The sequence below is a fragment of the Virgibacillus ainsalahensis genome (assembly GCF_055380755.1).
The window spans coordinates 1,888,780-1,915,123 of the sequence record NZ_AP043943.1; the positions used below are offsets into that span (position 1 = coordinate 1,888,780).

Below are 26,344 nucleotides of genomic sequence, written 5' to 3' on the forward strand. Positions count from 1 at the left end.
ATGCATTGTACTAATGGATTATTCATACGAAACATGGTTGTTGATTATTTCTGGATCTGCGCCCAATGCGATCATTTTCCAACCGATAAATGTACGGTTTATCATCAGTGACATCCTTCTGACACATTAGCTTGACGTACTCTTCATACTTGGACACCATCGAATCAAATACCATCTCCTTAAGGACATCATCACACAGCTCTATTATCCTTTCTTCATCATCCGTAGAAGGGAATTCAATAAAATACTTCTCTGATAAATCATCAATTTTTAACATCACTCCAGATACTATCACAAGTGAATGGAGCTTAACTCGACCCAATGCTAGTATATCATGTGACGGAAAAGTATCCGTAATTTCTACTATGATACTCATTTCAGTCTCTCCTCTTAAGTATTATGTAGCAATTCACTATATTGAAGACCAATGTTTTTAATGCTACAATCAATTTACACAATTAATTTTTCATGACTGTCTATTGTTTTGTTGGAACAGAGGCAGTCTTTTTCTGTTTTGTTATCACCTGTAATGGTGGCAAAACCTTATCACCAATTAACAACGCATTTACCCCCAATATCTTGTGTAACATTCTTTTTCGTCTCCTTAAAGTCGATGGAGCATATTTGGCTCGACAGTCATCTTCCCCATTGACTAACAGCTCTATTGCAAATGCTATTAATGCTGATTTACTTCTAAGTTGAATTGGTTCCCTGTTTATTGCATCAATTATTTGTTGAAGTGAAGTATATTTCACGCCACTGTTTAACCCATTACGATCTAACCCCTTTTGTAATATATGAGATGCTATATCCATTCTTAGGATATTCACTGCTTTTCTATTGGAATTTATTTGACGTATTTCGTTATCGGAAAGTTCAACTTCATACCTAAGTATTCCTTTAACTTTCTTTTGATGACGTGATTTTCCAGGATATGTTTTCTGCTGTCCTACCTCTGCCTTCTTGTCATATAGCTTCTCTTTCCTTTTTGTAGATTTCCATTCAACTGACTCAACTTTATCACTTCCTTTGGAGCAATAATACCGCTTTTTTATATTTTGCTATAGTGCAACTCGACATCGCTTTTAAGTAATTCTGCTTCAGATTGCCGACATTAAAATTTTTACAAACATGCACCTTTTCAGCCACTCACGTATCGATTGGGGAATTCTTGAGATATCAATCTTTAATTTAACGGAAATATATTTTCGCATTACTTTTAAAAAATATATCAATATCCCCATCTTGGAGTTCATTTACATTAAATCCTATTAAAAATGCTGGGATTGATACTTCTATCTTCAACTTGCATTTGGATGGATTATCCTCCTTGTATGAATACCTTATAAATGGGCAACCTTTGTATTTTTTCATCATACAACTTCATGTAGATCGAGCGAGATGCTACGAATCTCTTAAAAGAGTCAGTTTGCGTCCATTCAATATCCTTTATCTCCTGTTTGGCTAACTTTATAGGTACTGCAATTTTCACAGTATCAATCACTTGTCCCACGCTCCTTAAGTAGCTAGTTGTGCACGTATTACAGAGAAAGTACATTATTTACTCTGTTTATCGTAATAATCATCAATTATATCTGTTATCCTTTGAATGAATTGATTACCTTTCTCTTCCTTTGCTTTGAGCCATTGTAAAGGGCTATCTTCATTTTCAAATCCCGAAAAATGGATTCTACTTTCATTAGCCATACTTACGCACCTCACTTTCTTTATGCCGAGGAAACAGTTACATTAACACCACCACTGTATAATACAAATGAAGCTCAAATGCCTACTAAAGATAATGATAAAAGTGTTAAAAAAGACCTTTCACTTAATCCTCTTTTTGAAAAGGAACATGTTATTAAGACAACTGTTAGTAAAATTGCTACAAATCAAGGTGAGCAAATAACCTTCATTTTTAAAAGTCGAGAAAAGTATACAGAGCAACAAATTCTCCTACTACTTTCACAGATAATCAATCAAATTAATACGTTGGATGTATCGGTTAATAATCAGCACATAGAGAGTACTCAACAAGCAGGATTGGCAAAAGAATTCATTAAGCACGGGAAAGAGTCCTTAAATAGCTTCCCTTGATATTCGAATTTGGACAAAGCTGAAATGGATAACGAACTTCACGAAATATCTGTTTAATATACAAAAAAATTGCTAGATAATCTAAAGCAAAACAATGAAAAAGAAAAGGGGTTGGAAAATGAGTAAAACAAAAGCTGCACTCTATGCTCGTGTTAGTACCGAAGAACAAGCAACAGAAGGTTACAGTATTCAAGCACAAATAGAAGAAGTCGAAGCATATGCAAAAAAAAACAACATGGAGATTGTCACAAGATACGTGGATGAAGGTGTAAGCGCAAAGAACATATCTGGTCGTCCAGAGATGAAAAGACTGTTAAAGGACATGAAAAACAATAAATTCAACACTGTGATTGTATATAAAATTGATCGTATATCACGCAAATCCAAAGATGCATTAGAAATTGCTGAACGTTGCGAACAAGCAAATATTAGCTTGATTAGTCTTAAAGAAAACTTTGATATTGCAACACCTATCGGTAAAATGATCTTCCAAATCATGAGTAACTTCTCGGAATTTGAACGTAATTCAATTATCGATCGGGCTAAGATGGGAATGATCCAACGTGCCAAACAAGGGTATTTTAATGGTGGACGAGTTTTTGGATACGAAAGTGTCAACAAAGAATTGGTTGTGAATGAAGAGGAGGCTCATGTAATCCGCTTAATCTTCGACTATGCTGAACAAGATTTAGGTTATAAAGCAATTGTCACTCGAATTAATGCTATGGGATATAAAACAAAAAGAGGATACGACTTCTCAATCAATACAATTAAATCAATATTGGACAACCCACTTTATATAGGGGAAATTCGGTTTAATATGTACGAGAATTGGTCAGAAAAACATCGGAAAGGGAAGAATAAAAATTATATTCTGGTTGATGGAAAGCATGAAGCTATTCTTGATCAAGAACAATGGAATAGGGTACAGCAGATTCGTAAAAAACGTTCTGTTAAACCTGCACAATCCAATAAACCATACATATTAAACGGTCTTATTAGATGTCCTGAATGTGGATATGGTATGGTTTCCGCATCATCAAAAGGTTCAAAAGGTACAAAGTATCGTTATTATGTATGTGGACTATTTCATAACAAGGGGAGTCGCGCATGCAGCGCCCATTCTATTCGTGCAGATCGATCCGAACAGCATGTGTTTGATGAATTAAATCGAATCGTTTCTGAACCATATGTATTAAAACGAATAATTGACAATGTTAATCAAAAACGCAGCAATGCAAAGACTCCAATTAATGATGAGATCAAAATATTAAAGTCAAAACTAAATAAAACGGAAGTTCATATCAATAACATCACAGATCAGTTGATGGATGATCCATTATTAGCAACCATTTTTAAACCTAAGCTAACAGGTTTAACAGAAGAGAAATCCAACCTTCAAAATAAACTTGAATCCTTAAACTCTAATTTAGATGAGTGTGATACAGCACCCATTGATACTCATGCATTACATCACCTTTTAAGTGACTTTGAAAAGGTAATGAGGGAAGCAAAGCCTGAAAGACAAAAAGAACTCCTTCGTTTGATTATTAAGGATATACAAATAAGCAAAGAGGCACCGCGAGGAGTAGGAAGACATATTGAAAATATCAATCTACACTTTGACTTTACAATAGAGGGATTAGAGAATCAGACGTTGGAAATGTTGAAGACAGCTCGTATGGGTTTCATTGCACCAATAGAACCTTGGATGCTGGATAATGAGGATGGTAAAATGTTGAGCGAAATGATGGATTCGCTTAATATTTTACCCTTAAAAGACATACGGTTCGCCGTGGTTTTTTAAGAGGCAAAAGTAGGCATTAAAAGAGATTTATATCCAATGCCTTTATTAAATTATCAACTTCTACTAACCAAGAATCATTTATATAAGATTACATCATGCCGCTCGTACTTGACTGTTTTATTTAGCATTTCGTGGGTGCCGTAATTTAGCATTTTGTATTATTTAGAGCTTGTTAATTAAGAACTTACTTTTGCTCGGTTTCTTGGTTTTATTGATTTTTGTGAGGTTTATGTGAGGTTTTAAAACCTCACATAAACCATTTCATTATAAGAAAGGCTCACAATGCATAAATGTAAACTGGTACCGGAAACCAAACGAAGGTGTTTTAGTCAAATTTAAGGTCTATCAAACTATCGTTCTATTGTTTTCCATCAATTCACATGATAGCTTATTTCAGTTTATGTTAGATGGTTAGTTAGAAAAGATGTTAGACAATAATAAGAAAGGAAGGTGGATAATTCATACAAAATCCATGTTGATAAAATAATACACATTGCATATAATAAGAATGAACGTTCTTTAAGGTGTGATGATTTATGAATAAAACAATAATCAAAAAATACATAGCAATCCCAATGGCCATTAAGGTGTTTCGTCAAGACCAGGAAAAATTCAAATCCTATAAGATAGGCAACGTGTATCTGGACAAATTAGATGCAGTAATCAATCAGTTACAGCATGATTTAAACAATATTAAGAAACAAATGTACACCGTACATCATATAAACATCAAACGTATTGATAAATCTAAGTATAAAGTAAATAACGAAATAATCGAATTTACTCCTGACGAATTGAGAGAAATGACAAAGAAGATTATGCAGGAGTATTTGTACGGGGATGAGGCCTCTGACTTTGAGACAAAAGAGCGTATGTGGCCTGATCAGATTTAAAACTTTCTATTTCATTTTCTATTCTTAATATCTTCTCTGACAGGCAATCTAAGTAAAAGTCAAGTTCTTTTAAAGCTTCTTTCATTCACGTTAACCCCTTCTTATGTAGTGATTCTATTTTACTATAATTTTTGTGAATAGTAAAAATTTAAGTTAATTATGCCCTCTTTGCTTATTGCTTCTAATTTTTTGGAGTTATTTTATACAAACAAAAAAGCCCTCAAATTGAGGACTAATTACAACGAATTTTCCTGTCTTACCTTTGTTTCTATATGTTTAACGCTAGTAACCTATATTTTTTCTCATACTTCAAGTATTCATATGTAAGTCTACTTAGCTCATCGAAATCTATAGGCTCTCTTTTTTTGTAAATAGATTTATGAAGTTCTTCCAAAATACTGTTTAAATATTATTTATGGAATACTATGAAACTAAATATTATATCAACCTTGGAAGAAAATAAAATACCTAAGGAAAAGGATGCTTTATATGGCTGACATCATACCATTTAAATCACGAGCGCAATTGGAACAAGGGAAAAAGGAAAGAATACAGGCTGAATGGGAAGAATGGCTGAAATTTGAAGATCAATATCTGAAACAAGAAAGAGAAGATAACTTCAATAATAAAGATGAACATCAAAAAGAGAATAAATATAATGGAATGACAGAACAGGAAATTGTTGAAGATGCGAAGCAATATCTCACCGAAGAAGAAATTCAAGCCATCAAGGAATTTGACAAATGGTTGGATAAAGACTCTGATAAGTAACGTCGAAAGAAATATGTTTTAACTTTTTCAAAAATGAGGTATACTATAACAAGAAGATAATATAATAACTAAAAGATCGCTAGCGCTGTCACGCTAACGATCTAGTACAATAGCTTGATTCCCTGCAAGGGGGATTGGCAATCAGCAGAAATAATCCATCAGAGCCGTCAACTCAGGGGTGGATTATTTTTTTTGATGAAATGACAGTACGGCTACGATTAAACTGGAAAAACTAATCATCAGAATTAGTGTTTGAAATACTGTCATCGGCATCACCTCCCTTCATTCGGAGATGATGCCAACCCACCCATGAGTTAATCAATTCTATTGTTTCTCCATTATAACAAAAAACCTTGTTGTATTGGTAGTTATCATCAATATCACCAAAAAAATTAGACCCTGCATTGCAGAGTCCAGTCTTTGTCTTATAATTCAAATGCAGTAAAACTACCCTCATCCGTAAAATCTTTTATTTGTACTACTTTATCGGAGAAATGTAAAACCGCCTCTTCGTTGGATCCGATTAATAGCGATAATACTTCGAACGCCTTCTCCATTTTTTGTTCCCGAAAGGCGTGAAGAAAATCTTCTGACACACGTGCTTCCCCGTCTGTGACAAAGATCATATCAGCATTTTTAAAGCTACTTCTCTTGATAACTTCTGTTCCTTTCCGTAATGCATGCTCAAAATTTGTACCGCCACCAATGAAGTTCTGACACAGATTTACCATATCATTTCCTTGTATGTTTCCTTTTTTATAGACATATTTATAAGCACTGCCGGAAAATGGGATGAAAGCAAAATCACGTTTTTGCTTTCTGGCGATACTCATCAGCGCCAGTGCAAAGCCTTTAGATTGCGTATCCAAACGTTGCATGCTTCCTGATTGGTCTAAGCATAAAATAATAGGACCCCGTCCAAGTGTATCTTTACTTTTCGTATCATGTTGGCGTGTTCTTCGTTTGGCAAATCGGCGCAAAAACTCCATTCTGGTTACTTCATTCTTATATAAGGCTAATTCCGATGGCAATAATCTAGCTGGGTCATTCCCAAGTGTGACACCACTTCGGTTTGTTGCCTTATTGTGTTTGGATTTTTGCTTCTTTCGGGCAATTTGCTTGAACCGTCCAGCCCATTCTGCAACCTTTTTAATCTGAACATCGTCTGTTAATTTTTCAGCTAATGCCAGTTGATCACGAAGGGGAATCCTTTTTAATTCAGCATCACCGCTGCCGGCTTTTGTACCACCAACAAGGGACATTACATTTTCTTTCGTGTCCTGTGTTTCCTGCATGGCTTGTTCCATTGCTTGTTCAAAGCCTTTCTTATCTTGGCTGATTGCTTGCCCAATATGGTCCTGCATCTCCTTTGATTTTTGTTGCACGTCCTCCTGGAGGTTTTGATTTTCGTGTCCAGCCCCATGTTCACGACGCTGTTTTTCTAATTGACGCTGCATGGCATTCAGTTCATGCATGTGCTGGTCTAATTCCTCATTTTCCTCTCGTTGTTGTTCCAGCCATTCCTGTGTTTTCTTTCCAAACTGAACGGTACCAATCGCAGAGGATAAATCATCCAAGCATGTGGTATCCCGGTAACGCTCAAAGTTCTCATCATACATAATTCGTTGCACGAAAGCGTGATTCGTTTGATACGCTTTCGATACTTCTTCCTTCTCTTTCAATGACGGCTTCATTTTATATAAGGAACCCCAGATATCATTTAACAACGGTTCATAGGTTGGAAATGGCCTATCAACGTGATTCAAATCCTGCAACCCTTGTGACATGTCATAAAGCTTTTTAAACCTTCTCTTATCAAACATGTCGAGGTTGATGACCGACTCCTGTTTTTTCCATGCACTTTCATTCATTATATCGTCTCCTTTTATACAGAAAGAGAAATGCCGAAGCCTTACACCTCAGCATTTCTCTCATTGTTAAACTTCATTTTTATTGCTCAATCGGCTCCAACACCGAATTGGTTAGCTTTTCTAAATGGTTTTTTAAGTCCATATGCGCAGTTTCCAATTCTTCTTCCCTTTCTGGATACTTGGGTTTTAAATTGGCTATTTCTTGCGCCAGGGATTTCACCTTTTGTGTTGCTTCCAGCACATATTCCGTTGAAGTGTCCTTACTCATCCCGTCCATGATATCTTTTGCCTCTTCCTCTATCATTTCCAGTGTATGAGCTACCGCATCTTGTGCATGGTGATGAATAATATCTGTCACTTGCTCGCGTTGGTCTACGTTCTCCCACAGTGCATGTTTCAGAAACAAAATATCTTTTATTTCCACTACCTGACGTTGTTCAATCAAAGCTTTGGCCTGCAACGCAGCATAGGATTTCTGTAACCTTCGATCAGAAGGGTGGATGCCTTCATCACGCAAATCTTCCCATATATCTGCGATGGTTTCATACACATTATCAGGAATATCCACCATCTCACGTAAAAATTGTAGGCCTTCCAATTCCGCCAGTGTGATGGTTGGCATGTTCTGCCGTTGACCTGATCCTTTCATCATTGCAATCAAGTTTTGACGGTCTTTGATAGCATCCACTTCAAACCGTAATAAAAAACGGTCGAATAAGGCATCTAAACCCTCATTTTCTTCGGGGTACTCGTTACTTGCCCCAACAAGTGTCATTAGTGGCATGTCCACTTCCTCTGTCCCATTTTCAAATGTCCGTTCGTTGATTGCTCTGAGTAAGGAATTTAAAATCTCCGATCTTCCTTTGAATATTTCATCTAAAAATACCAAGTGGGCTTCCGGCATTTTAGAATCAGTATTATGCTTGTAGATACCCTGTTCCATATCCTTCAACATGATTCCACCAAACACTTCATCCGGTGTGGTGTATTTCGTCAATAGCCATTGAAAATAACGTGACCCATCAATCATGTTGGATAATTCATTTGACAAGGCATTTTTTGCTGTTCCTGGCGGGCCAACCATCAGCATATGTTCTTTGGCTAATAATGCCACGAGCATGCCTTCGATTTGTTTTTCCCGTTCCAGATACTTCCCGTTTAATGCATTTTTTATTTCTTTTAACTTTTTCAGGTTATCGGACATATAATCCATTCCTTCCTATTATTTTAAAGTAATGATCTGTTTCTTATAATTTCTCCATAAGAAAACAAAATTTTTATTTAGAAGCTATGGTATTTAAGAAAGCAAGTTCTTTCTCTTTCATCCGCAACTCCATTTCCTTCATTTCTAATTCTTTCTCCTTTAATTCATTGGCGCGTTTGATTTCCACCGTTATTTCCTTTAGAGACTTGGAAATCAGTGGTGTATGATGACAAAAGAAATCATGTCCCATTCGTGTTAAATGAAAATACTGCATGAATTTTCTCTCCTTTATACTTCCGTAAGAATTTGATTGATCTCTGAACGAATGGTGAGAATGGTGTGTTCCATCTGTTCCGACTGTTCCTGCACCATTTATAATGACGATAGTTTTGATGAAGGAATTGGCTTCATCAACCAATTCCTTCACCTGTCCTTTTTTCAGTCCTTCTCTGTTTCCGCACTCCGACAAGAAGAATCGCTTTTGGCAGCTGCGAGATTATCTAACTTAACCATGATATCTCACTCCTTAAGGGCTCCATTTTAACAAGAAGGGCATCCATTTCAATGGTTAAACTTGGTTCAAGAGAATAAGATCCATTCGACCAACTTTCTCCATCAATATCATAGTTATAAACTGAAACGATACCTGTTTCTTTATGGATAGAAACCTTTTTATTTCCCTGACTCCATGTATTTAAAGAAGCCAATTGGCCGAAAGATAAAATGTAGGAATCATTATTTTCCATTAGTGACCCACCTTTATAAAATCGATCTTTATTCTTTGTTCCAATTGCATAAAGTCTTATTAATTCTAAATTGACATTATCTTCCAGTACTTTTTGAATATTTTCCATTGTAGTATTTCTCCTCCTCTAAATAATAAATAAGACAGAGATATATTCCTATCCCTGTCTTACCATTTAAAATATGGTTTCCATTTTTATTATTTTATAAGACTATTTTCTTTCTGAATCGTTCTTTAAAAGTATCCTTTTTCTTTTAAGCTTACAAATCGCCTATTTCCAATCACCACATGGTCTAATACCTCAATGCCAATCATCTTACCGGAATCCGCCAAATGCTTTGTCACGCGGATATCTTCGTCAGACGGGCCCGGCGATCCACTGGGATGGTTATGTGCCACAATCACGGAGGCAGCCGATTTTTTCACTGCCTCTCGAAAGACCTCTCTCGAATGGACAATCGACGCATTTAGACTGCCAATGAAAAGTGTTTTTTTATACGTCACCTCATTTTTGGTGTTCAACACGAGCACAACAAAATGCTCCTGATTTAGTGGGTGCATCTCTTCCATTAAATAATCTGCCACATCTTCCGGACATCTGATGACCGTTTTTGGCGATTCTTTATACTGACTGTATCTTTTTCCTAATAGCAAGGCAGCATGGAGTGTTACAGCCTGGTTGTACGTCAATCCTTCCTGTTCCAATTCCTGTACCGACATTTCTGATAAGGTACGTATAGTATAGCTGCTTAACTTATGCAAGCTATCTCGTTTGGCAAAAGGACCAAGAACGACAGCGAGTACGTCATACGTACTGACCAAACCTAATTCTCCAACAGACTCATACGTTGCGACTGCTTCTCTTGCTTTTTCTATTACACGCATATTATCTCCTTTCCATACAAGACAGGAACCAGATGGCACCCGTCTTGCATGCCATCTGATTGTATACCTTGATGGAAGGCTTATTTTTAGTTATACTATCTTTAAGTTAATTTTTACGTGACGTAAACCTTTGCGTCACTTTTTTTGTGCCTAATTTGGAAAGGCGTTGTTCATCCCAGCCCAACTTATTGATGTTGGATTTGGAAATGTTCATCATCTCCCAGGGATCAATGCCTTCCATGGCCATTTCACCAGCAAGTTCCTTCAAATGCTTGCTCGCGAATTTCCAGGAAACAGATTCATAGAAGTCCCAGACTTCTTCACCTGTGTCCACACTCCCATGTTCCTTCACATAGGATTTCAATTCGTCTTTCATCTGCTTGAGCGCAGCTTCTAACCGATTAATTTCGTTCGCAAGCTGAACAGCATCTTTTTGTGATCCTAGTTCCTGTTCTTGAAGTTTAATTGCGGTACTCATTTAACACCAACTCCTTTATCCATGTTTTGAAAAGAACCAATCCCTCGGAACTCCACTTCTTTGGCAGAAATCATCAGAAAGATTTGATATGCCTGTTTGAGGCTTAATTTCTGGATCTCTTTTTGGCTGGATAGATGGAAATACTGTTTCCCCTTCCGTACCAAAAATTGATTCCTGTTGCTTTCATCGGCATAAGCGATGAACACCTTTTGCTGCTTTTTGAACCATGCATGATTATTCATGCACTCCCTCCTTAAAGTATTTTATATAATAAAAAAAGCCGATTCATCCCCGAAGGAATCAATCGACTCTTTTATTAGCATTAAAAAAGCATTGCAACAGCAATACCACTTTTTAGACAAACTTGTTATGAACACAAAAATAATGTGTGTTTTTCTGCGCCTTTTAAACGCCAATTCAGCCTTTCCCAATGGAATGGAGTCTTACACTGGACAATCTGAACAAAAACAATTTGTGTCGAGTCTCCTCCCCATCGAAGGTGTAACGACTTTTACTTAGGTAACTTAAACACAACTATAATATATTTTCAGTCTAATGGAGTTATTTAAAAATGTCAAATGACTAGATGAAAAACCCCCTTGTTACTGGCTCTTAGGGCTTATTTCAAGTTAGTCTAGTAAGTTTGCTTGAGAGTGTCGAACGTATTTGGAGGGACAAATACTTTCATTTACTTTATTATTCTAAGTAAAAATGTACGGCTCGATCGACCAATATAATTAAATAATGGCATAACTAATCAGGTAGAATAATTGAGAAATTAATATTTTGAGATAAGGTTTATAACATAACAAAAAACATTTTTGATAATGTTGACATTTCACCACATAATTCGGCGTTACCCAAATGAGAAAAATGTCTTTCCATAACAATAAAGTTCTTTACTTTACATAAAAGATGTTCACTGAACCAAAAAGTCTTTTACTGAATCTGGATGATGATTATCAACTAAAGGGCAAGCTTTCACTAGGAAGTATAAAAATCTCTCAGGATAAGAAGGATATTTGATTTTAGATTTCCTTGTCATCCCTATATTTTTTCGATCTTCCGTAAGATGCTTTCGGTATTACAAAAACCTCTAAAGCAGATGTTCTGCTTTAGAGGTTTAAAAAGAAGCATAAGATTTACCAACGGAATTGCAAGGAAAATTATTACGAAAAAACGGTTAAGTGACATTGAAAATGTCCGAACTAGTATTTTCCAATCATTAATTGTTTAAAATTTGTATATAATGGTTGCTTTTTATGTTTATTACTTGATTACGGCAGCGATTCACATACTTTTCCATCGTTGTCAGCTCCATCCAAACGGTGCGGATCTTGTTCGGTCCCTCCCGCTTTTTCATAAAATTCCTGTGCTGCAGCCTGCGTATCAAAATCACTGCAATCCCTATCGGGGCCGTTGGGATCAAATCCTGATGATAAACTTTCTGACTGCGAAGATGATGTTGTTTCGGTATCACCTGAATCCTCCGATTGAAAGGAGTAACCATCCGATGTTACATAACCCTCGATACTCCATATCCCCAGCTGATTGTTTCTGGCATAGTTCTCAGCCTTTTGGAACGCCTCTTGATGCGTATACGGTGGGTCATAAACATATGCGTATCGGGCCAGACCTTTTCTTAACAGCTGTTTGTTAAAATTCTTGCCATCATCCCAAATATAACCAAGCAATCTTTCGTAATGATCACGCTTTGGCCCATCGAATTCAATATAAACCGTTTCTCCTTTTTCTAATGTTTCTTTGGCAAAATTCGAAGCTTCCAGTCCAAACGGCTGTACCGGTTTTGACGGATGGACAGTCTCCGGTGTATCGACAAGAAGCAGTCGAACATCCTCAACAGAGCCATTATAGTTGATTTCTATCGTGTCCCCGTCCACTACCCGGTTGACTATTGCTTTTTCTGCATGGTTTGGGGTTTCTTGACCAGGCTGTTCCTTTCCTTTATTCTGATTATTGTTTGGTTGTCCATTTGACCTTTCACTATCTCCGTTGTCTTTGACTGTCTCCGATTGACCTTCATTTTTTTCTTTGGCATCGGTGTCCAGCTCCGTGTTCATTTCTTCCGTTTGAACAGCCTGTGTTTCTTCTCCCGGTTCTTCCAATCCAGTATTTTCTGCTGAACAGCCTATCAACGAAAAGCCAATAATCATGATCAGCGGAATCATCTTAAATACCAGCCGTTGCTTCACCAAGATAAATGCTGAAAACACCGCAATAAAGCTAATTAATAGTATGATTTCCAATATGCTGCGAGCCCCTTTACTATTGTAGTCTGTATGGATTTAATAGAATTATAAATTCTTTAAATTAAGTCTACACTAGATACCCTGATTTAGTACATCCATTCAGGATAAAAATCACCTATCAAACTGGCTTACTTATAATAAACATCGCACAGATTACGCTCCGTGCGATGTTAAGACATGAGACTGTTATTTTTAAGACACTCCCAAGCAAATGGACAGTGACCACAAAGACGGGATGGCTGAACAGGAAATAATCTTTCTGACTCATCCGGCAGTAGTTCTTGCAAGGCCATCTTCTCATTAATCTCATTCGCTGTATTTAATGCCCAACTTCTCGCTTCTTCCATATCTTCTACATTAAAAACATGATTACTTTCTTTGCGAAAACGAAGAAAGTATAAAATTCCTTCTACGGTATCCAACCCTTTTATTTGGCCTATCGACCAAGCGTACAAAGCGACCTGCCTATTAGCTTGTACATCATACGGAATCCGATTGGTCTTCCAATCCGTAATTGCCCCGTCAGGTGAATACAAATCGATATAGCCTTGTATTTCCGGTGCATCAGCCTTATCCGATAACGGCAGTTTGAAATATACTTCGTTTTCTCCCATTTTAGGCTGAATAGGCGCTCGTTCCACTAACTCGGATATTTCCTGCTGCGTTAGCTCCTCATGGAATCCTGCTTCTGCATATCCATTCAAAACCGCCTCTTCATGCGTTAATCCATTGATTTTATCGTCAATAGCCTGATGAACCGCCTTTCCCAGTGCAAGTGGCTTTGTCATCGGTTCTTCTTTACCAAGGACATACTTGTTATAAAATCGGTACGGACACTGTTCATACAAGTTCAGTCGGGAGAATGAAAAAATCATGGTCTCACCTCTTCCTATTTCTTTTTAAAAGGAAAAAAGGAAGATGGATGCTATCCAACCTCCCTTTTATCTTGTTCAGTCTTTTAAAATGGCAGATCGCTATCGTTTACATCAACCGGGATGCCTTGCCCCTGATATGGATTTTGCTGTTGCTTATTTTGGTTAGTTGGCTTAAAACCGTTTTGCTGATTTCCCTGACCTCCTTGATTGCGGGTACCCAGAAATTCAACGTTATCGGCAACCACTTCCGTCATAAATACGTTTTTACCATCACTGCCCTCAAACGATCGCGTCTGAATCCGACCCGTGACACCAACTTGAGAACCTTTGCCGCAATAGGTAGCTGTGTTTTCAGCAGGTTTCCTCCACACTTGACAGCGAATGAAATCCGCCTCGTGATTCCCTTGGCTGTTCTTAAACGGACGATTTACCGCCAGTGTGAATGTTGCCACTGCATTCCCATTCTGCGTATATTTCATCTCCACATCTTTTGTCATGCGACCAATCATTTGTACGTTATTCATTTTACTACACGCTCCTTGTCATTTGATTTTTTATATTAAGCTTGGTATGTAACCAAGTTAATTTACCTTTCCTATTACATCTTCCTCTTTAGGAAGGTGTCTTTTTTTATTTTCTATTTTGGCTACATGCTGTAAAAATAGGATATTTAGAAACAACGTATCTAGATCAATGTCCAGGCTTTTCAAACAAACACGCCAGGCACTGCGACCTAAGGCTGTCCCCTCTTTTGCCCAACCTTTTCCATCCATACAACGCTTCAGGAACTCATTTTGAACCCGCCCATACATATTGGGAATCGGTGAATCCCAACATTTCTGTATGAACCATGTCAGTAATTCCTGTTGCCGCTGTACTTGATTCTCTAGATGAGCTATACAAAGGAACATCGCATAGTGTGTCACCAATTCGTCATGGACATATTGCTTCCAGTCTTTTATGATTTGCTCCCGTTTTTGCTGAAATCCCTTAAAGGACATTCTTTTATATTTTTTCCAGCCAATTCGCTCTAACTGATAGGGATCCAATTGATAAGCAGGGTGAAGCCTTGTTTTCTGTTTACCAAAGTATTGTTGTTTTACCTCGGCATAGGTCTTTCCGCTCAACTTCACTTCAAAGTCCAGCACGCCACCGGACTGCCGACAATACCAGCACTTGTAGACATTGTCTTCCGTATTTAACGAGAGATAGTGTTTCTTTGGTTTGCTGGCATCCTCCCTGCAAAAAGGACATTTACATAATGTCTCTTTTTTGCCATAAGATTTTGCTTGGAAGTGTACTTCATACTTTTGTGCAACATCCAGGATACATGGTAACAACGTGATCACCCCACTTGTTGTATGGTTTCAACGACATCAACGAGAAAAAGAAAGCCATTCTCTTTTTTCAATGTGAGGTTAACGTGATCACCTTGTTTTAGCCTCTCTGCTTTTTGAACTGCTTTATCGCCACGAGCAAGAATTAATTGTGTCTTTTCATCGATAACACCGGTAATTTTTGCAAACTTCTCCGCAGCCTTTTCACCAAATTTTATATTTTGGATCATGACTTGATAATCATCACCTGTTGGACTTTGCTCCATCTGTTCCATTTGTGTTTTATCGTCAGATTCTTCTGTCTGCTCCTCCTCTTGTTGGGATTGTTGCTTTGTTTGTTCAACTTCCTTTTTATCTTCTTGCCCATTTTCTCCAGAAGGCTTTTCGGCATAATCTTTTAGGAAATAAAAACTATTTTCTTCATAAAGTTCCAAGTTTAAAATCTCCCCGGCATCTACCTGTTGCAAAGCTTTGATTAACTTGTCATCTCGAACTAATACGTTGATTATTTGTTCAGATTGTATGCTTTGCATCGTCAGCAGTCCATAGTTTTTCTTTGAGGAGCTTGTTTTGATTTCATACGATTTGACTACCATTTCCTGATTGATTACGTTGTTTTCTGGCTGAAAAACTTCTCTTTCAGCTTCTTGCATAGCCTGTTTGGATTGCACTGAACGCCGCTTGGTTGGTAATGCTGTTTCATTCACATTCTCCGTTGGCAGATCATCATCCAGTCCGATTTCTTCTTGGGTGTATAGCCCACCTAATGGGAACTGCCGGCGCAATACAAAAGTTTCAGCAATTTTAATAATCATGGCACTTGGTAAGGTATCCCACACATTGGCATTGCCATACCGGGAGTTTTGCCTGCCACTGTTGGCTTGAAAATACTCTTGAAAGTCCACAAAGACCGCAACAGGATTATGCTTTTTATGCTTCATGATGGCATATGCGCCAAGGATTTCACCCCGTTTGGTACCGAATTTATGTTTGACATCCCCTTCTGCTGGAAGGAACTCAAAATGATCACCTTCTTTCACGACATTAGCGTTAGGGGGACCGACATAACTCGGTTGACGAGTGGCTACACGAAGAAGGCCATCCCGTGTTGTGATAAATTGGGTTTTCGCTCCACGTTTCGTTTCATAACGCTGGAAGACAATATCTCCCAATAGTGGATTCAGTCCGAAGTTCTCACAGACCTCCAGGAAATGCGCCGCTTCCTCTTGAGTACCCTTGGCTGGTTCGATAAACCGATTCCAGATCAGTGATTTTTCATTGTTGGAGAATTGAATTGCTTTTTCCATGATTTTATCCACTCCTTATTAATAGTTTTTGTGATAAGCAACAGTTTAAATATCTGTTGTCAGGTCATATCATCACTCCCTTTAAATAGATTTTTATATATTAAAAAAAGCCAGTTCACCCCATAGGTATGGGATTAACTGGCTTTAATAAGCAATAAAAAAGCGTATCGCTAAGGCAATACACTACTTTTTATTTCTTGATTCTTTGGCACACATAAAGTGTTGTTTTGGACATTTTATCAAATGTTGTTCAGTTTTTCCTGAATAAAAAAATTGCTAGATAATTTGAACAAGAAACATTTTATGTCGAATCTCCCTCTTCTAAATCGAGGATATGACGACTTTCATAGTCAACATGACAAGTACTCTCATTTATTACACTTGTATAATAACAGAATATTAGAAATAAGTCAAAGCTAACAGAAGTACCCTACGTACATAACTAGACTGTAAAATAGATGTTGTTCATACACTCGCTGTAACTGTTCTTGTATTTTTTTCTTTTCCTCTAACAAATACCTTTGATTTTCATTTAATTCCCTGTATTTTTTTGAGCATTGTATGAAGATTCTTCTTCAAATAGATCAGTTTCTTGTTCTGTTGTTACTATCTCTACTTCCTTAATAGAGGCTCCTTATCAGGTGTATCAACATCTTTGTAAACCAGGATCGACTCCTGGTTGGACTTCGCCAGAATCCGTTGGCATACCTTCTCTTATAGAGTGGCTCCAGCCTTCACTCTGCCGAATTACCTGCGCTTCATACCCCAAAGCTTGTCAGCCTTGACGCATGCAAGATTTGTTGACGGGATGATTTCGGGAAACGTGGTTCCCTCATTCCCATCCTCAGTTATAAGGTTAGGATTAAACACAAATAATCCTCTGGATTTCACGCCTCAAAGCGCTTATAGCAGAACTAGTCGAGCAGCACCATTTAGCTCAAAATGAATTTCTTTTAAGATTTCTTTTTACACATAGTTAATTTAACTATTATTCTTTTTACTGCATCCAATTGTGGCATAGGATAGCTAGCGTTTGAAAATAACTTTAAAATTATTTTTTGAGTTCTATTCTACTAACTCATAAACTTTTTGAAACACTGAACCTGGAGGATCAATGTACATATAATAAGTACCTTGAGAATCATCCGTATTCACAATAAACGGTAAATCTAATGTCAATGACTCACTTGGTTTGATGTCTGTAGCAAGTTCTTCTGCAATCGCGCCCTCTAGCATATAATTAAATCCTTCTCTTTCATATTCGAGCAGAGAGATATTTGAGTTCTCTTCAAATTTGAAAGTTTCACTACCATTATTAGTCACAGTAACGTTTACTATGGCAAGATAGAAAGCTGAATCCTCTTCAAAACCGATAAGATATTCCTCCATCGGTTCTCCTTCAAATTCCCTTGTTATTGCAAAATCATTCACTGTTAGTGTATATGGCTGATTAATCATAACGGATTCTTCGAAATGAGCAGTATCTCCTACATAATAGTATTCTTTATCATCATCCTTAGATTCTTTATCTGGCTCTTTTTGAGTAGCATTATCTTCCTTATTTTCCATTGAAGTTTGTTCAAGTTGATTTATTTCTTCCTCTGAGTTGCTTTCTGTCGACTGTTGTTGTGATACATTATCATCGTTACTGCACGCTGTCAGTACAATGCCAGACAGCAAAATAATTAAAATTTTTTTCATCTTCCCTCTTTATTCCTCTCTAATTTTAAGTTGCGAATATTGGCTATTTTATCCAATTTTTAGTAATATCATTTTGATTTATAATCAACAATAGGACACGATGCTGAATTATTACAATCCGTTTCGCAAACGTAATTATATCAACGCTTATAAGATTACCGAACTTTATTTAAAATGATCACTCTTCATTATAGATTAGCATACTTTGGTGCAAAGCCACATTTACAAAAAAAGAAGATCAAATTGATGACCGCCATGTTAAACTCTTGCACCAGTTAAAGCAGTGAATCATAAACATCTCTTTGTATACACACGCCAACATTATAATCATCGCCCATTGATTGAAAGTCTGAACAGAATCGGACATTTACGGGAAGTTTATCCACCCCGCTTATCTTTCTTGGTTTTACCGCATAATCTTTTTGTTATGGGTGTTACAGCTCGTTACATACGAGATAAATAAGTTCGTGTTACTGTTTTGTTTTAGACGATTGGTTAAGGACCTAATTTTATTGAAGTGATTTTCCATCTTCATCAGTTAACTCGAATGTAATGGTACCATTACTTAATGTATTAAATTCCAATCGCAAGCTGCTTAAGTCCCTATTTCCAAGCTTATAAAGAATCACCGACACACGTTCCTCTGGATTTATATCCTGAGTTGTTGCATCATCCCCAACGAATGTTGCAAAGTGTTCAATCTCAGCGTCCCCTTGCATTAACCGATGTCTGTCATCGAATGAAACAGGTGATTCAGTATTTTGACCATAATCAATATATACCTCTACTAAATCTGAACCTTCACTGGATTCAATACCTGCATCTGGGAATTCTCCATATTCATACTCTACACCTTTGACTACAATTTCCTCATCACCAAGTTCAATATATTCACCCAGCGGTTGTAGCCTTACCTGTGTCAATTTCAACTGTTTCATTTGTGTTTTCTTCTTCTCTGATTATCTCTTTATTTTCAGATGCATCACTTTTATCGCTGCTTTCATCTACTTCCTCCGTTTCAATATCTGCTTCTTCAGTGTTTGAATTCTCATTTCCACATGCCGTGAGCAAAAGAACAACAGATATCCACAATGCGAAAAAGTACTTTCTCGCCATAATCTCTCTCCTTTTAACATTTGCACCAGATTGTTGAAGAAGAAAAGAGACGTTGATTCCACAATCGTGCCCGTTCGCTTAAAATCGCTTATTTCTTCTTTATCTGTAGCCTCTCTTTAGTTTATCCACTTCATTTTTTAAGCGATCAATTTCTCCATTAAGCGTTCCATAATCTTCTATAACCTTGTCTATAAAATTATCAATATCATCTTCGTTATAACCTCGAAATGATCGTCTGAACCTCATTTCATGAACATCCATTGCAGAAAAATTAGCTTGTTTTTTATCCATAATAGCCTCCGTGTTTTATAAAATAATTTTACATTTTTAATTTACAACCACAATCATTGAGTTACTATCTTCATCCACTTTTTCATCTTCATCTCGAAATTATTTCAACCATTCATTATGCTTATTCGCCAATAAGCACGAGAATTGAGTGTTTTTCTTGAGCAATCGCGCCCGATTGTAGTATAGTCTTCATTTACCTTCTGTGCCTTAGATAATACCTTTATCTTTTAATAATTGTGATTCGTCACCAGTTATCCATCCAAAGATAATAGGCTTGTCATCCCTAAATTGGATAAGATAATTGTTTTTAAATGGAATGGATACCTCTTCTTCCTCTTTTAGATATACTGAATTCCATTTAGTATGGGCAACAGCATGTTTGTCATCAAGTGAAGTGATTTGAACTTCCTTACATTCCATTTTTTTAGTTCCTATCGAACGGTAGTATTCATATCCCTTATCCATAGCCTCTTTAAGTTCATTATTGTTCTCTCCAGCTTTTACACCATATGGATTTGCTGCAATAAATTCTTCAGCGTAGAATCCTGCAATCATTTCTAAATCAGATTTACCTTCTAAAGCATTATTAAATTGATTTTCATATGTCTTGAAAAACGCTTCAATCTTTTCCTTCATTGCTGAATCATTCATGCAATCACACCCTTTAAAAATATTTGTTCCATAAAAATGGAACAATTGTCCACTCTATTAAAAACCATATACAATCATATCCAAAAGGGTAAAAAGGTGCAACTGTATTGAGGGCGCATTTTTACTCTACACCACTCACATCATCATTGGATGACACATAAGCTTCCCTATGTTTTAACTTTAGACCCTTACATTCGGAAATTTGTCAGTTCCCTTTCGTAGGAACATTCTCACCTTATCCAGTTTTTTCAGCCATGCGGCATATACGTCAGCATACCTTTAAGCTAGTAAAATATTCTCTCGTGATGTAATCATTTCGTATAAATGGTTAAATGAACCGTTGTTACTAGCCCTCTTGTGTAAATCCGTAAAGGTTTCTGTCATATTGTAGTAATCCCAATATCTCAAAGTTGACACTGTGGCATCCCTCCCAAAGAGTGATGTTCCCACATTCCTACCCGATCGGTGTCATTCACGTGAAGAAAATAATCGTTCTAATTCGCTAGACTTGGGGCTGTTCCTCCACTCCCATTACAGAGATTCATCGGTCGTACCCCTACCCTCACAAGGATAAATGCTTTTTGGCATAAGCCTTATAGCAACCGTTTCAGATGACAGTCCTTGTTCCAACGTTCCTTGCTTTCCAAGTGCCTTATAACGTAGCTATCTATTCTGGACGTAGGTGCTTCCTATAAGCCTGTGAGCTGGATACCGCCGTTGTCCGGTATAGCGTATTTCAGAGGGCGCATTTTTACTCTACACCACTCACGCCATCGTTGGATGACCCATAAGTTTCCCTATGTTCAATCTTTAGACCTGTACATTCGGAAGTTCGTCAATTCCCTTTCGTGAGAACATTCTCACCTTATCCAGTTTTTCAGCCGTGCGGCATATCCGTCGGCATACCTTCTCTTGTGGAGTGGCTTCAGCCTTCGTTCTGCCGAATCTACCTGTTCTTCAAACCCCATGACCTGTCAGTCATGACGCATGCAGGAGTATTGACGGGATGGTTTCGGGAAACATGGTTCCGTCATTCCCATCCTCCGTTGTAAAGTTTGGATTAACTATAAGTAATCCTCTGCATTTCACGCTTCAAAGCGCTTATAGCATAGCTTGTCGAACGGCGCCCGATTACAGCATAAGCAATCCCAGATTTCTCTTGTTTACATTCTTAGCAGTGTCCTCCAGTAGCCTAATAGAATTTACTTCTTTATAAATTTTAAAAATCTATCTTGAATAGAAATGTTTTGTTTCATTTTACCTTTAAACCTAATTTCCGGCGTTTGAACAACGAAGGTTCTATTTGAAATTGTTACACCTTCTATATTAAAGCTAACATCAAAATCATCACCAGAATTTATGTGAATGTTTATGGCATGACCTTTATATATTTTTGTTGCCGCTTCTCCACTACCTATTTGATTAACTGTAATTTCAAAAACTCCTGCATACTCACAATTCACCCGATTATCGCTTGCTGTTACATTATTTATTACAAAAAAATTGTCTCTAACATTTCTAATTAAAAGAGTGTAGCTCCCAAAAGCAAACGATTGTATCTTTTCTATTTTGAATACAGGCGTTTGTGTTTCTATGGCTCTTTTGTTGTCCTTGTGATTTTTAACAACAGTGGATACAGCCAACACTAATGATATAATTACTGATATACTTGCTGCTATTTCTCCTACGCTCAAAAATCCTCCCCCTCATCAAAATTTTTTATCCTCTTCCTACTTATGTTTATGGATTTGTGGGACATATAACTAAAAGGATTTTTATAAGACACTTCCCTAAAGGTTCCTGCTAATGTTCAAAAACTTGACCCAATTCCGCAATACATGGCGCAAATCCCTATTTTCAGAAATGCGCCCTATTCCTGAACAGTCATTTCTTTATTTCTTTTGTTTTTAATAACCAGCATTGCAACTAACCAACCAATTTGAATGAGTAAAGGGATCAAAAAAGGTAATGCTAAAACCAAAATATTTAACATAATGATTTCCGGAGTTTGAATAGCACCGGTCGCATCTACGTCTCTTTGTGCTAAAAAAATCGATCCTGCTGCAAATAAGGCCAACCAAAAAGCATTTACGATCCACCAAGCAATCCAAGCAAATTTCACCAAATCACCCCTCTTATGAACTAATAGAATAAAAGCCATCTGGCCCGATTCAGAAGTACGCAATTGCTCAATTAGCGCGCCCTTTTCTGGAACAATTAAATTCAATTATCAAAACTTAGTTCATTATTTACTGTGTATTTTCACTCGCTTAGATAATCACTGGCTATTTCGATATTAAACAGTTCGCTTTCTTTAAAAACTGCAAAAGCAAGTGAAGATGTCCAGCACCATACAAAACAAAAATCCGTTCTTCTTTTGATTCGATTAAATTTACCAAATTTTTGTATATTAGCATATTACGATAATACCAATACTTGGCTGTCCATATCGCACCAACAGGATTGCTCTTGCTACCTATCAAGGCCAGTTTCATATACAATCGCTGGTTCTTTGCGATATTTTCCTTTTCATTAAGCCAAAGCAAATATTTTTTTAATGAGTGATGTTGATAATATTGTTCAGAATGGGAGGCCATTATCTGTCTTATTTTTTTAACTTCATCGAAAATATCCGATTGATTATTCTGATCTGCTGATTTTCCAAAATTAAGATCACAATCCAAATTATCGTTCCAATCTACTGCATAAACTTTATCAAGATTACATTTTTTTGCTACCTGAAAGCCAATTTGATGGACTTCATTTGACGACAGTGTAAAATATCCTTTCTGATAGGAAACATAGTCTTGATTTAGTTTTTCATCATACGCAGTTGAAATTTCCAGCGCTACTTTTGTAGGCATAAACCTTTTTATGCAGCCCACTATATCAGACATTTCATTTTGTCTTTTATCTGTTAGTATGCCTTCGGTTTGAGCTATAAACATATCACCGTTATTTGGATTAGAAAAATGGTCTGTACCAAGAACTAATATGGTTGGTTTAATAATAAGCCACCTTCCTTTAACTTAATAGCATCATCTCCAACTCTCACATTGCCACAATTAGTTATTCGGATAATGGCCCGATTCTCAAACTTAAAGATATCAATTTTATTTCCAATGGGCGGTTTCTCTTGTGCCAAATTTAGTAGCTATTACATGAATAACACTTAAATGCCTTTATTAAATCCTTCTTTCACTTCTTTTTTAATTAATTAAATCTTTAAACCAGTTAATCAACATAGGTATCTCATCATTATTAACTGTAGCAATGACATTTTTTCCATCTGTTATGATCAGGGAATCTAAAGGTACATTATTTGTCTCTACGACTTCAGATATTCCACTATCCGGCCAGTTTGTTCCACATAAAAATGGCGGCTCTGCTCCAACTAGAAATCCTGAAGGGTCTTTTTCTAGCTGTGAAATCAGCTTGTGATTAAGATCATAGCCTACAAACTCATACACTTGATTATTTACTTCTGCGATAATTGTTAGGTTATATAAAGATGTTCTAAACAATCTTCTTTGTTCTTTAATGTTAGGTTTAATCTTGAAATTTACTTCTTTTAGTTTCAGTGGTTTATTTTTTTCTACATGATAAGTTGCTTGGTCTAAATTCATAGACACTTCCATAGTCTCATTCCTTTATTTACATTTCGGTATTTTACTTGTTAATAGGAGAATCTAAAATAGTCAGTTAAAATTTTAAAAGGATTAAACCAAAAGTTAACATTAGTACTAGGATAGTTTTATCTTTAAATTAACTTCCTTAACAATATAAAATAACCTTAACTAATATTTTTGTTGTTCCATAATCTGGCCCATTTCCGTTAGACTTTTATTCCAGATAGGCGCCCCGTTTAATGAATAGTGGCCACCCTGTCAAAGTGGAAGATGTATTTCTTTTGTTGGATTATAAACCTTGAGCCAGTTCTCCGTTTCTAACTCCATCCAATCTCCAAAGCTATCTAGGTATTTCAATATTTCTTCCGAATTTGATAAGGGATTGATTGCATACCAAAGAGCTGTTCTCATCTCTTGCTCTTTTTCAGGATAATGTCTGGAAAATAGTTTAAATGCTGGAAATAAATCTCTTGTATACGAATGCTCTTGAACAATGACAAGCGCGAGACCAGCCCTCACAATAATTCTCATGATCCATGAACAACAATCCCTAATGTCTTCAATATCATCATTTCCCGTTAAATCATTCCTGGCTTTATCAATCAAAGAGGATAAATGAATGAGGTGTTCATTTGCCAGGGAGCTGTCGGGTTTATAATCAGGAAGTTTGCTTATTAGATTATCACCATAAATGCAAATACCATAGGTCTTTAAAATAAAAGGAATCATAGAACAATATTTAGTTTCCTTTACCTCACTTAAAGGGCAGAATCCTAATTCTACTCCATTTATAAAAGGGAACTCTTGATCAATGAGTTGCTCAGCCTCTTCCACCCAATCAAGGTCAATATTCTGAGGATCCGAATAGGTTACTATTATTACATCAACATCAGATACACCTTCAATCTCTGATCCTCTTGGCAAAGATCCTCTTATATAAATACTATGAATTTCCCTTGGTAAAACATAAAGGCAGCGCTCTTTTATTCGCTGGATTGCTTGTAGAAATTTATGATTAATTTTTTCAGAATCAGACTCGTTTATTATGTAGCCTTTGTCATCCAAAGAACATAAGGATCCTATTTCTTTAATCTCGGTCATTATCTAAAATCCCCATTTCCTTTTTGATTGGATATGGCCTTATGATGCAACATTGGCACAATTTTTTATTAAAGATAAGCGCCCGTTAATTTAATATTCCAATTGACGCAAGTACAGGTGAATTTCTTCTTCATTCAATTTTTTAACCTTGTATTTGCGGATCTTGCTGTCAATTTTCTTTTGTTGCTTACTGCCTTTGCTAAAGAAATTGTTAATATGAAAAAATACTCCTCCCCAAATGCCAGCCCAACCACGGAATCCTAGTTCAAAGGCCATTTCTTCTGTGTCCGTAAGCGGCAATTGAGTATTTTTCTCGAACTCTTTTTTATAGTCTTCCTGAATTATAATATAATTTCCTTTGTTCTTTAACGCGGAAAGCAAATCCTTGGGGTTATCAACTATGAAGCAATCATCAACTTGTTTATATTCCAACAAATTCATTCCTTTTAATGAAACAGTATATCCTGATTCAATATTAGCATAATTCTTTCGATAAAATGACCAATATTAATGGGGACGCTTCTGCTGATTCTTATTCAATAAGCGCGCCCGATTGTTTAATCTAAAATTTCTATTTTTTTAATAACACTTTCAACTTCTTCATCATCCCCTGGATCAATCATAACTTTCTCAGGATTATCAATAATACTTTGGGTGTACTCTTCCATTGTTTGATTCCTTTCTTCTTTTAATTGTTCAGGAGTAGGCCAACGAGTAGGAACGTCATACAAATTAATGCTTCCGTCTCCGTTACTACTATAAAATACATTCCCCCCTGCTAGAAAATCCGTAAACAAATGTACTACATTTTCTGGATACTTAACACTTTTGTCTTCGTATTGACCAACTGATTCTCCTTCTGAAATATGACTAATCTTCAGTGTGTCTATACCTTTATTGTCCACTACTTCCAACCAAACACGAGCATATTCAATTTCCTCTGCCGAATAATTGGATAATGGATCATTTTCTTCACTACCACTTGAATCATCAACTGTGTTTTCAACTTGTTCAAAATGATCAGCTGAGGTTGTATCTTTATTATTACTTTTATTTGATTCTTCATCATTATCGTTAGAAGAATTTTCGTTACTTGTTTCTTCATTATTTTTATTTTCTTCATCAGTAGCCTTATCTTTACTATTGCTATCTGCGTTATTCTGTTCAGATGAGTTCCCGCAAGCAGCTATAAACACTGCGATTAAAACTACTGTTAATAAGATAAAGAAATTCTTTTTATTCATGTTTTTAACTCCCTCTTTAATTTGACTAAAAAATCACTTTTTCTTTTCCTCATTTCTCTATAAAATAAAGA

Annotated in this window: 32 protein-coding genes; 4 read left to right on the plus strand and 28 right to left on the minus strand. The window is 36.5% G+C overall.

What is annotated here, in order from left to right:
- Positions 1–22 precede the first annotated feature (22 nt).
- Both ACZ427_RS09095 and ACZ427_RS09100 read right to left on the minus strand, forming a co-directional pair.
- The gene (locus ACZ427_RS09095; RefSeq protein ID WP_461177699.1) at positions 23–376 is read right to left on the minus strand and encodes a hypothetical protein; all 354 of its coding nucleotides are present in this window, start codon (positions 374–376) and stop codon (positions 23–25) included.
- A 100-nt stretch (positions 377–476) separates the two neighbouring features.
- Positions 477–815, minus strand: coding sequence for a hypothetical protein (locus ACZ427_RS09100; protein ID WP_461177698.1), 339 nt, complete (start codon positions 813–815; stop codon positions 477–479).
- 868 nt (positions 816–1,683) lie between these two features.
- Between ACZ427_RS09100 and ACZ427_RS09105 the strand changes: the two genes are divergently transcribed.
- The 4 genes from ACZ427_RS09105 (at position 1,684) to ACZ427_RS09120 (ending at position 5,568) form a co-directional block, all read left to right on the plus strand.
- Positions 1,684–2,097 (plus strand): hypothetical protein, encoded by a 414-nt coding sequence (locus ACZ427_RS09105; RefSeq protein WP_461177696.1) that lies wholly within the window; start codon positions 1,684–1,686, stop codon positions 2,095–2,097.
- Between the two features lie 118 nt (positions 2,098–2,215).
- Entirely contained in the window at positions 2,216–3,904 is a 1,689-nt protein-coding gene (locus tag ACZ427_RS09110) for a recombinase family protein (RefSeq protein WP_461177695.1), read from the plus strand.
- Positions 3,905–4,440: 536 nt separating this feature from the next.
- Positions 4,441–4,797 carry a YhjD family protein gene (locus ACZ427_RS09115; RefSeq protein ID WP_461177694.1) on the plus strand — a complete coding sequence of 119 codons (357 nt, stop codon included), beginning with the start codon at positions 4,441–4,443 and terminating at the stop codon, positions 4,795–4,797.
- Between the two features lie 489 nt (positions 4,798–5,286).
- Positions 5,287–5,568 carry a hypothetical protein gene (locus tag ACZ427_RS09120; RefSeq protein ID WP_461177693.1) on the plus strand — a complete coding sequence of 94 codons (282 nt, stop codon included), beginning with the start codon at positions 5,287–5,289 and terminating at the stop codon, positions 5,566–5,568.
- A gap of 183 nt (positions 5,569–5,751) precedes the next feature.
- On the opposite strand, the gene ACZ427_RS09125 is transcribed toward ACZ427_RS09120, so the two are convergent.
- From ACZ427_RS09125 to ACZ427_RS09250, 26 genes are all read right to left on the minus strand, one after another.
- Positions 5,752–5,841, minus strand: coding sequence for a putative holin-like toxin (locus ACZ427_RS09125; protein WP_464883563.1), 90 nt, complete (start codon positions 5,839–5,841; stop codon positions 5,752–5,754).
- A 152-nt stretch (positions 5,842–5,993) separates the two neighbouring features.
- Positions 5,994–7,439, minus strand: coding sequence for a vWA domain-containing protein (locus ACZ427_RS09130; RefSeq protein WP_461177692.1), 1,446 nt, complete (start codon positions 7,437–7,439; stop codon positions 5,994–5,996).
- 79 nt (positions 7,440–7,518) lie between these two features.
- On the minus strand, positions 7,519–8,643 hold the full coding sequence (locus ACZ427_RS09135; RefSeq protein WP_464883564.1) for an AAA family ATPase: 1,125 nt from the start codon (positions 8,641–8,643) through the stop codon (positions 7,519–7,521).
- A 73-nt stretch (positions 8,644–8,716) separates the two neighbouring features.
- On the minus strand, positions 8,717–9,112 hold the full coding sequence (locus ACZ427_RS09140; protein ID WP_461177690.1) for a hypothetical protein: 396 nt from the start codon (positions 9,110–9,112) through the stop codon (positions 8,717–8,719).
- Positions 9,113–9,143: 31 nt separating this feature from the next.
- Entirely contained in the window at positions 9,144–9,497 is a 354-nt protein-coding gene (locus ACZ427_RS09145) for a hypothetical protein (protein WP_461177689.1), read from the minus strand.
- Positions 9,498–9,622: 125 nt separating this feature from the next.
- On the minus strand, positions 9,623–10,273 hold the full coding sequence (radC, locus tag ACZ427_RS09150; protein ID WP_461177688.1) for a RadC family protein: 651 nt from the start codon (positions 10,271–10,273) through the stop codon (positions 9,623–9,625).
- A 106-nt stretch (positions 10,274–10,379) separates the two neighbouring features.
- Complete coding sequence (locus tag ACZ427_RS09155) at positions 10,380–10,751, minus strand: hypothetical protein (protein ID WP_461177687.1); 372 nt, start codon at positions 10,749–10,751, stop codon at positions 10,380–10,382.
- Complete coding sequence (locus ACZ427_RS09160; protein ID WP_461177686.1) at positions 10,748–10,993, minus strand: hypothetical protein; 246 nt, start codon at positions 10,991–10,993, stop codon at positions 10,748–10,750. The genes ACZ427_RS09155 and ACZ427_RS09160 overlap by 4 nt, the downstream gene beginning before the upstream one ends.
- Positions 10,994–12,028: 1,035 nt before the next feature.
- On the minus strand, positions 12,029–13,018 hold the full coding sequence (locus tag ACZ427_RS09165; protein ID WP_461177685.1) for a thermonuclease family protein: 990 nt from the start codon (positions 13,016–13,018) through the stop codon (positions 12,029–12,031).
- A 173-nt stretch (positions 13,019–13,191) separates the two neighbouring features.
- A complete protein-coding gene (locus tag ACZ427_RS09170; protein ID WP_461177684.1) occupies positions 13,192–13,896 on the minus strand; it encodes a RecB family exonuclease in 705 nt (234 codons plus the stop codon).
- A gap of 83 nt (positions 13,897–13,979) precedes the next feature.
- Positions 13,980–14,420, minus strand: a complete 441-nt coding sequence (locus ACZ427_RS09175; RefSeq protein WP_461177683.1) for a single-stranded DNA-binding protein — start codon at positions 14,418–14,420, stop codon at positions 13,980–13,982.
- 57 nt (positions 14,421–14,477) lie between these two features.
- Entirely contained in the window at positions 14,478–15,236 is a 759-nt protein-coding gene (locus tag ACZ427_RS09180) for a hypothetical protein (protein WP_461177682.1), read from the minus strand.
- A gap of 5 nt (positions 15,237–15,241) precedes the next feature.
- Positions 15,242–16,540, minus strand: coding sequence for a RecT family recombinase (locus ACZ427_RS09185; protein ID WP_461177681.1), 1,299 nt, complete (start codon positions 16,538–16,540; stop codon positions 15,242–15,244).
- Between the two features lie 1,065 nt (positions 16,541–17,605).
- The gene (locus ACZ427_RS09190) at positions 17,606–18,241 is read right to left on the minus strand and encodes a DUF4352 domain-containing protein (RefSeq protein ID WP_461177680.1); all 636 of its coding nucleotides are present in this window, start codon (positions 18,239–18,241) and stop codon (positions 17,606–17,608) included.
- A 509-nt stretch (positions 18,242–18,750) separates the two neighbouring features.
- Positions 18,751–19,179 carry a hypothetical protein gene (locus ACZ427_RS09195; protein ID WP_461177679.1) on the minus strand — a complete coding sequence of 143 codons (429 nt, stop codon included), beginning with the start codon at positions 19,177–19,179 and terminating at the stop codon, positions 18,751–18,753.
- Entirely contained in the window at positions 19,133–19,357 is a 225-nt protein-coding gene (locus tag ACZ427_RS09200) for a hypothetical protein (RefSeq protein ID WP_461177678.1), read from the minus strand. The genes ACZ427_RS09195 and ACZ427_RS09200 overlap by 47 nt, the downstream gene beginning before the upstream one ends.
- A 99-nt stretch (positions 19,358–19,456) precedes the next feature.
- Positions 19,457–19,648: a DivIVA domain-containing protein gene (locus tag ACZ427_RS09205; protein WP_461177677.1), complete on the minus strand. Its 192-nt coding sequence runs from the start codon at positions 19,646–19,648 to the stop codon at positions 19,457–19,459.
- Positions 19,649–19,855: 207 nt separating this feature from the next.
- On the minus strand, positions 19,856–20,299 hold the full coding sequence (locus tag ACZ427_RS09210; protein ID WP_461177676.1) for a DUF6841 family protein: 444 nt from the start codon (positions 20,297–20,299) through the stop codon (positions 19,856–19,858).
- Positions 20,300–20,578: 279 nt separating this feature from the next.
- Positions 20,579–20,716, minus strand: coding sequence for a hypothetical protein (locus tag ACZ427_RS09215; RefSeq protein ID WP_461177675.1), 138 nt, complete (start codon positions 20,714–20,716; stop codon positions 20,579–20,581).
- A 785-nt stretch (positions 20,717–21,501) separates the two neighbouring features.
- Positions 21,502–21,993, minus strand: coding sequence for a hypothetical protein (locus ACZ427_RS09220; RefSeq protein WP_461177674.1), 492 nt, complete (start codon positions 21,991–21,993; stop codon positions 21,502–21,504).
- Between the two features lie 176 nt (positions 21,994–22,169).
- Positions 22,170–22,526 carry a DUF3923 family protein gene (locus ACZ427_RS09225; protein WP_461177673.1) on the minus strand — a complete coding sequence of 119 codons (357 nt, stop codon included), beginning with the start codon at positions 22,524–22,526 and terminating at the stop codon, positions 22,170–22,172.
- Between the two features lie 58 nt (positions 22,527–22,584).
- Entirely contained in the window at positions 22,585–23,163 is a 579-nt protein-coding gene (locus ACZ427_RS09230) for a DUF5694 domain-containing protein (protein WP_464883565.1), read from the minus strand.
- Positions 23,164–23,508: 345 nt separating this feature from the next.
- Positions 23,509–23,925 carry a hypothetical protein gene (locus ACZ427_RS09235; RefSeq protein ID WP_464883566.1) on the minus strand — a complete coding sequence of 139 codons (417 nt, stop codon included), beginning with the start codon at positions 23,923–23,925 and terminating at the stop codon, positions 23,509–23,511.
- 261 nt (positions 23,926–24,186) lie between these two features.
- Positions 24,187–25,029, minus strand: a complete 843-nt coding sequence (locus tag ACZ427_RS09240; RefSeq protein ID WP_461177670.1) for a nucleotidyltransferase — start codon at positions 25,027–25,029, stop codon at positions 24,187–24,189.
- A gap of 90 nt (positions 25,030–25,119) precedes the next feature.
- Complete coding sequence (locus ACZ427_RS09245) at positions 25,120–25,461, minus strand: hypothetical protein (protein ID WP_461177669.1); 342 nt, start codon at positions 25,459–25,461, stop codon at positions 25,120–25,122.
- Between the two features lie 125 nt (positions 25,462–25,586).
- On the minus strand, positions 25,587–26,273 hold the full coding sequence (locus ACZ427_RS09250; protein ID WP_461177668.1) for a hypothetical protein: 687 nt from the start codon (positions 26,271–26,273) through the stop codon (positions 25,587–25,589).
- Positions 26,274–26,344 lie beyond the last annotated feature (71 nt).

Excerpts from the sequence above, each read along its gene's own strand:
- ACZ427_RS09095 (WP_461177699.1), bottom strand. The coding sequence starts at position 376 with ATGAGTATCATAGTAGAAATTACGGATACTTTTCCGTCACATGATATA.
- ACZ427_RS09100 (WP_461177698.1), bottom strand. The coding sequence starts at position 815 with ATGGATATAGCATCTCATATATTACAAAAGGGGTTAGATCGTAATGGG.
- ACZ427_RS09105 (WP_461177696.1), top strand. The coding sequence starts at position 1,684 with ATGGATTCTACTTTCATTAGCCATACTTACGCACCTCACTTTCTTTAT.
- ACZ427_RS09110 (WP_461177695.1), top strand. The coding sequence starts at position 2,216 with ATGAGTAAAACAAAAGCTGCACTCTATGCTCGTGTTAGTACCGAAGAA.
- ACZ427_RS09115 (WP_461177694.1), top strand. The coding sequence starts at position 4,441 with ATGAATAAAACAATAATCAAAAAATACATAGCAATCCCAATGGCCATT.
- ACZ427_RS09120 (WP_461177693.1), top strand. The coding sequence starts at position 5,287 with ATGGCTGACATCATACCATTTAAATCACGAGCGCAATTGGAACAAGGG.
- ACZ427_RS09125 (WP_464883563.1), bottom strand. The coding sequence starts at position 5,841 with ATGCCGATGACAGTATTTCAAACACTAATTCTGATGATTAGTTTTTCC.
- ACZ427_RS09130 (WP_461177692.1), bottom strand. The coding sequence starts at position 7,439 with ATGAATGAAAGTGCATGGAAAAAACAGGAGTCGGTCATCAACCTCGAC.
- ACZ427_RS09135 (WP_464883564.1), bottom strand. The coding sequence starts at position 8,643 with ATGTCCGATAACCTGAAAAAGTTAAAAGAAATAAAAAATGCATTAAAC.
- ACZ427_RS09145 (WP_461177689.1), bottom strand. The coding sequence starts at position 9,497 with ATGGAAAATATTCAAAAAGTACTGGAAGATAATGTCAATTTAGAATTA.
- radC (WP_461177688.1), bottom strand. The coding sequence starts at position 10,273 with ATGCGTGTAATAGAAAAAGCAAGAGAAGCAGTCGCAACGTATGAGTCT.
- ACZ427_RS09155 (WP_461177687.1), bottom strand. The coding sequence starts at position 10,751 with ATGAGTACCGCAATTAAACTTCAAGAACAGGAACTAGGATCACAAAAA.
- ACZ427_RS09160 (WP_461177686.1), bottom strand. The coding sequence starts at position 10,993 with ATGAATAATCATGCATGGTTCAAAAAGCAGCAAAAGGTGTTCATCGCT.
- ACZ427_RS09170 (WP_461177684.1), bottom strand. The coding sequence starts at position 13,896 with ATGATTTTTTCATTCTCCCGACTGAACTTGTATGAACAGTGTCCGTAC.
- ACZ427_RS09175 (WP_461177683.1), bottom strand. The coding sequence starts at position 14,420 with ATGAATAACGTACAAATGATTGGTCGCATGACAAAAGATGTGGAGATG.
- ACZ427_RS09185 (WP_461177681.1), bottom strand. The coding sequence starts at position 16,540 with ATGGAAAAAGCAATTCAATTCTCCAACAATGAAAAATCACTGATCTGG.
- ACZ427_RS09190 (WP_461177680.1), bottom strand. The coding sequence starts at position 18,241 with ATGAAAAAAATTTTAATTATTTTGCTGTCTGGCATTGTACTGACAGCG.
- ACZ427_RS09195 (WP_461177679.1), bottom strand. The coding sequence starts at position 19,179 with ATGAAACAGTTGAAATTGACACAGGTAAGGCTACAACCGCTGGGTGAA.
- ACZ427_RS09200 (WP_461177678.1), bottom strand. The coding sequence starts at position 19,357 with ATGGCGAGAAAGTACTTTTTCGCATTGTGGATATCTGTTGTTCTTTTG.
- ACZ427_RS09205 (WP_461177677.1), bottom strand. The coding sequence starts at position 19,648 with ATGGATAAAAAACAAGCTAATTTTTCTGCAATGGATGTTCATGAAATG.
- ACZ427_RS09210 (WP_461177676.1), bottom strand. The coding sequence starts at position 20,299 with ATGAATGATTCAGCAATGAAGGAAAAGATTGAAGCGTTTTTCAAGACA.
- ACZ427_RS09230 (WP_464883565.1), bottom strand. The coding sequence starts at position 23,163 with ATGCCTACAAAAGTAGCGCTGGAAATTTCAACTGCGTATGATGAAAAA.
- ACZ427_RS09235 (WP_464883566.1), bottom strand. The coding sequence starts at position 23,925 with ATGAATTTAGACCAAGCAACTTATCATGTAGAAAAAAATAAACCACTG.
- ACZ427_RS09240 (WP_461177670.1), bottom strand. The coding sequence starts at position 25,029 with ATGACCGAGATTAAAGAAATAGGATCCTTATGTTCTTTGGATGACAAA.
- ACZ427_RS09250 (WP_461177668.1), bottom strand. The coding sequence starts at position 26,273 with ATGAATAAAAAGAATTTCTTTATCTTATTAACAGTAGTTTTAATCGCA.